Here is a 4128-nt window from a genome sequence, read left to right as displayed (position 1 = left end):
GTCCGTCCGACGGACCGTACGCTTGGTGACTGTGAGCCCTCGTCGCAATCGCCCTCGCCGGGACGAGAACGCCAACCTGGACGCCGACCGCGTCCGGCAGGGTGTCGCCTCGGTGCAGCAGTGGACCGACGGCGCCTGGCAGGTACGCGGCATCGGGGCGGGCGCGTCGGTCAAGACGTACCGCTGCCCCGGTTGTGACCAGGAGATCCGACCCGGGGTGGCGCACCTCGTGGCCTGGCCCGCCGACGGCCTGGGTGACCTGACCGACCGCCGGCACTGGCACAGCGGGTGCTGGCGTGCCCGGGAGCGGCGCGGCCCGGCGGTGCAGCGCGGCCGGGGCACGCCGCGCTACTGAGCGAGCGACCTGGATCACCCTGATCGTGCCTGGGCGGGCGGCGGCGGTGAGTTCGCGACAGACTTGAGCGGTGAGCACAGCGATCCGCGCGTCGTCGATCCTGCCCGGCCGCCGGGAGGACATCGAGCTGCACACCGCCGACGGTCTGCGGCTGGTCGGCGAACTGGCCCTGCCGGCCGACCGGCCCCCGGTGGCCACCCTCGTCTGCCTGCACCCGCTGCCCACCCACGGCGGAATGATGGACAGCCACGTGTTCCGCAAGGCGGCGTGGCGGCTGCCCGCGCTGGCCGACGTGGCCGTGCTGCGGTTCAACACCCGGGGCACGAGCAGTGTGCGCGGCACCAGCGAGGGGGCCTTCGACGGCGCGGTGGGTGAGCGCTACGACGTGGCCGCCGCCATCGAGTACGCGGAGTTCGCCGAACTGCCCAACATCTGGCTGGTCGGCTGGTCGTTCGGCACCGACCTGGCCCTGAAGTACGGGTGCGACCCGGCGGTGGCCGGAGCGATCCTGCTATCCCCGCCGCTGCGGTTCTCGGCCCCGGACGATCTGGCGACCTGGGCCGACTCGGGTCGGCCGCTGGTGGCGCTGGTGCCCGAGTTCGACGACTACCTGCGCCCGGCCGAGGCGCGGGAGCGGTTCGCGGCGGTGCCGCAGGCCGAGGTGGTCGGGGTGCCCGGCGCGAAGCACCTCTGGGTCGGCGACGCGGAGACCGTGCTCGACGAGATCGTCAAGCGGGTCAACCCGGCGGCCGAGGTGCCGCTGCCGACGACCTGGGACGGGCCGATGGAGACCGGCGACGTCAGCGCGTACGCCGACCGAACGGTGGCCGCCTTCGCGGACACGCCCGTCCCCGGGCCGGCCGACTGACAGTCAACTCCGCTCCTGGCGGGGGAGCACCACCTCGCGCAGGATCAGTTGCAACGCGGCCACCGTGGGGATGGCGATCAGCGCGCCCACCACGCCCAGCAGCGCCACCCCGAGCAGCGCGGCCAGCAGGGCGGCGACCTCGTTGACCTCCACCGAACGCCGCATCACCTTCGGGTAGATGAGGTAGTTCTCGATCTGCTGGTAGATCAGGAAGAAGACCGCGCAGGCGATGCCGGTGGGCAGGTCGGCGGCGAAACCGACAAGGCTCACGATCACCGCGCCCAGGGTCGCGCCGATCTGCGGGATCAGGTCGGTCACCGCGACGACCACGGCCAGCGCGAACGGGTACGGCAGCCCGACGATCAGCGCGAAGACGAAGGTGGTCGCGCCGGCCAGCACGGCGATGCTCAGCGCGCCGACCATGTAGGCGCCGACCTTCGCCAGGATCTCGTCGCCGATCAGCTGCACCCGCTCCCGCCGCGACCGGGGCACCACCGAGTAGCCCAGCGAGCGCAGCCGGTTGAAGTAGGCCAGGAAGTAGATGGTCAGCACCAGCACGGTCAACGTCCGGAACACCGTGCCGAAGATCAGTTGGGCGCCGCCGAGCACCCCGCCGAGCGCCCGGCCGATGGTGGCCGCGTTGGCCGCGCCCTGCACCCGCTCCACCACGTCGTACCGCTCCACCAGGTCATTGACCGTCGGATTGCGGCGCAGCTCGTCGAGCAGGCTCGGGATCTGGTCGATGAACTGCCCGGACTGCGTCACGATCGGCGGGACCAGCGCCACCACGCCCCCGCAGAGCAGCAGCACCACGGTCAACGCCACCACCGTCACCGCCAGGCCGTGGGGCACACCCCAGGTGCGTAGCCGCACCACCGCCGGGTTGAGGCCCACCGCGAGGAAGAGCGCGATCACCACCAGCACGAGGATGCCGCCGGCATTGCGAATCCCCAGATAGAGGGTGTACGCCAGCAGCACGCCCAGCGCGCCCGTGAAGCCGACCAGGAAGCTGCTGCGTCGCAGTGGACGCCCCGGCGTGCCGAACTTCCCGGACGGCACGGCAGGCGGCTCCTCCGGGTCGATCCCCGGTGCCGGCACCGGCACGGGAGGCGGCGTCTCGACCGGCGGCGGCGTCTCGACCGGCAGTGGCGTTTCCGCCGGCGGTGGCGTTTCCGCTCGCGGGGGACCTGGGGTCACGTCCGGGTCGTCGCCGGACGGGTCGTGCTGCGGCACCAGGGACCTCCCGGCTCAGGCGGTGGGATGGCGGGCGGCGGCCACGAACGCCCGCCACGCGGCTGTCGCGAACACCAGCACCGCGCCGGACGGGTCCTTGCTGTCCCGCACCCCCACCAGTCCGGGCAGATTGTCCGCCACCTCGACGCACTCACTGTTACCGCTGCGAGTGGAGGTGCGCCAAACCGCGCCGCTCAGGTGCATGAATTCACTGCTTCCTTCATCAGGTCAATCGAGTGCCGATGAGAGAGCGCTTCGTTTCTCACCGTCTCCCATCGTGAGAGCAGCGTAGCTACGTCACCATCTCGGTCAACCACGACGCCGGCAAGCTGGTTTTCGAGGTTGCCGACCCAGCCACCGTCGGCGCCGCGCGCAAGCGTGAAGGGTCCGGACATCCCGACGTGCACTCCAACCTCGGCGGGAATGACGTGCACGCTGACCGGCGGGCGTTGGGCGTAGGTGATCAACTGGGTGAGTTGCTCGACCATGAGCCCACGCATGTGCTCAGCGGTGTGCCGCAGCGCGTGTTCGTCCACGACCGCGATGAGCTGCGGTGGGTCGGGTTGCGTGAGGATGGACTGGCGGTCCAGGCGCGCTTGCACGCGGCGTTCGACCTCGTCGTCGCTGAGCAGATCGTCGCAGCGGATCACCGCGCGGGCGTAGTTCTCGGTCTGCAGCAGACCCGGGACGAGCGTGGGCTGGAAGCAGCGCAGTTGGCGGGCGGTCCGCTCGGCGTCCAACCAGGGCCGGAACCAGCTCGGCAGGCCGTCGCGCTCGGCGAGCTTGAGCAGGTGCACGAGCAAGCCTCCGGTGGTCAGGACCTCGTCGGCGCGGGCCAGGAAGAGCCGGTCCAGCGGCCGTTGGCCCAGCTCCAGCGCGGACACCATCGAGCCGGAGTAGTGCACCAGCCGACCGAACTCCTCCTGACTCATCCCGGCGGCGGTCCGCAGCCGGCGCAGTTGGGCGCGGATCATGTCGGCCGTCGGCGCGGCGTCGCCTTCCACAGTGCCTCCGCAGGTTGTTGGTGATCGCCACCGGTCGACCCGGCGGACCACGCCGTTACCCCAGTCACGCCGGCGGACACGACGATGCCTTCCGACCGTAGTGGTGTTCTCAGCAGACTGTCACGTACCCGGTCGCCGCTGTCGCCCCAACCGGCGGCGCGTCCGTTCTGAGTCAGTCGAGGAGGTATCGATGCCGCGCCTTCGCCGTTCCGGTCGGTCCGACCCCGTTCACCCGGTGCCGAGGTCGCCCGCCGGCTGCACGCCGTCGGGTTCCGGTCCACAGGAACGGGCCCGTACGTCCGGGCTGCCGCTGCCGCGGCTCGGGCCGTACCCCCTGTTTCCCCGAGCCTGCGGCGATCGGACGCCGCACACCCCGCTGCGGCCTCTGTGGTGCTGCCGGGCCGACGGCCGACCATGGCCCTGCGCGGACGCCCGGCTGCTGCTCAAGGCGGAGTTTGACGCGGACCCGGTGGCCCTGACCATCTACCTGGCCGGCCTCTACCATGAGGCGGCACACGACCTGTACCAGCTCAACCCCTACGACGGGCCGACGCCCCGGGAGTTGTTCGAACGGTTCGTCGCGTGGGGCCCGTTCCGCCGCCCGATCATCGACTAGACCCGGCCGACGCGCAGATCTTGGACAGTTTCCGTTCAACAGGAACGGAAAC

Annotated in this window: 6 protein-coding genes; 3 read left to right on the top strand and 3 right to left on the bottom strand. The window is 71.2% G+C overall.

The window, feature by feature from the left end:
- The first annotated feature begins 25 nt into the window (after positions 1-25).
- Entirely contained in the window at positions 26-355 is a 330-nt protein-coding gene (locus AB0J68_RS28380) for a hypothetical protein (RefSeq protein WP_053658704.1), read from the top strand.
- Between the two features lie 70 nt (positions 356-425).
- Positions 426-1223 carry an alpha/beta hydrolase gene (locus AB0J68_RS28375; RefSeq protein WP_354856948.1) on the top strand — a complete coding sequence of 266 codons (798 nt, stop codon included), beginning with the start codon at positions 426-428 and terminating at the stop codon, positions 1221-1223.
- 3 nt (positions 1224-1226) lie between these two features.
- Here AB0J68_RS28375 and AB0J68_RS28370 read toward each other — a convergent pair whose 3' ends face one another.
- The 3 genes from AB0J68_RS28370 to AB0J68_RS28360 all read right to left on the bottom strand — a co-directional run bounded on the left by AB0J68_RS28370 (position 1227) and on the right by AB0J68_RS28360 (position 3460).
- On the bottom strand, positions 1227-2321 hold the full coding sequence (locus AB0J68_RS28370; protein ID WP_354857011.1) for an AI-2E family transporter: 1095 nt from the start codon (positions 2319-2321) through the stop codon (positions 1227-1229).
- A 150-nt stretch (positions 2322-2471) separates the two neighbouring features.
- The gene (locus AB0J68_RS28365) at positions 2472-2660 is read right to left on the bottom strand and encodes a DUF397 domain-containing protein (protein WP_354856950.1); all 189 of its coding nucleotides are present in this window, start codon (positions 2658-2660) and stop codon (positions 2472-2474) included.
- Positions 2651-3460 carry a helix-turn-helix transcriptional regulator gene (locus tag AB0J68_RS28360; protein WP_354856951.1) on the bottom strand — a complete coding sequence of 270 codons (810 nt, stop codon included), beginning with the start codon at positions 3458-3460 and terminating at the stop codon, positions 2651-2653. Before AB0J68_RS28360 ends, AB0J68_RS28365 begins: the two co-directional genes overlap by 10 nt.
- Positions 3461-3764: 304 nt before the next feature.
- Between AB0J68_RS28360 and AB0J68_RS28355 the strand changes: the two genes are divergently transcribed.
- The gene (locus AB0J68_RS28355; protein ID WP_363941481.1) at positions 3765-4076 is read left to right on the top strand and encodes a hypothetical protein; all 312 of its coding nucleotides are present in this window, start codon (positions 3765-3767) and stop codon (positions 4074-4076) included.
- The last annotated feature ends 52 nt before the right edge of the window (positions 4077-4128 follow it).

It is taken from the genome of Micromonospora sp. NPDC049580, assembly GCF_040675595.1.
Lineage (GTDB): Bacteria > Actinomycetota > Actinomycetes > Mycobacteriales > Micromonosporaceae > Micromonospora.
The sequence above is the reverse complement of the archived record's forward strand: the minus strand, read 5'-3'. Positions and strand labels throughout refer to the sequence as shown.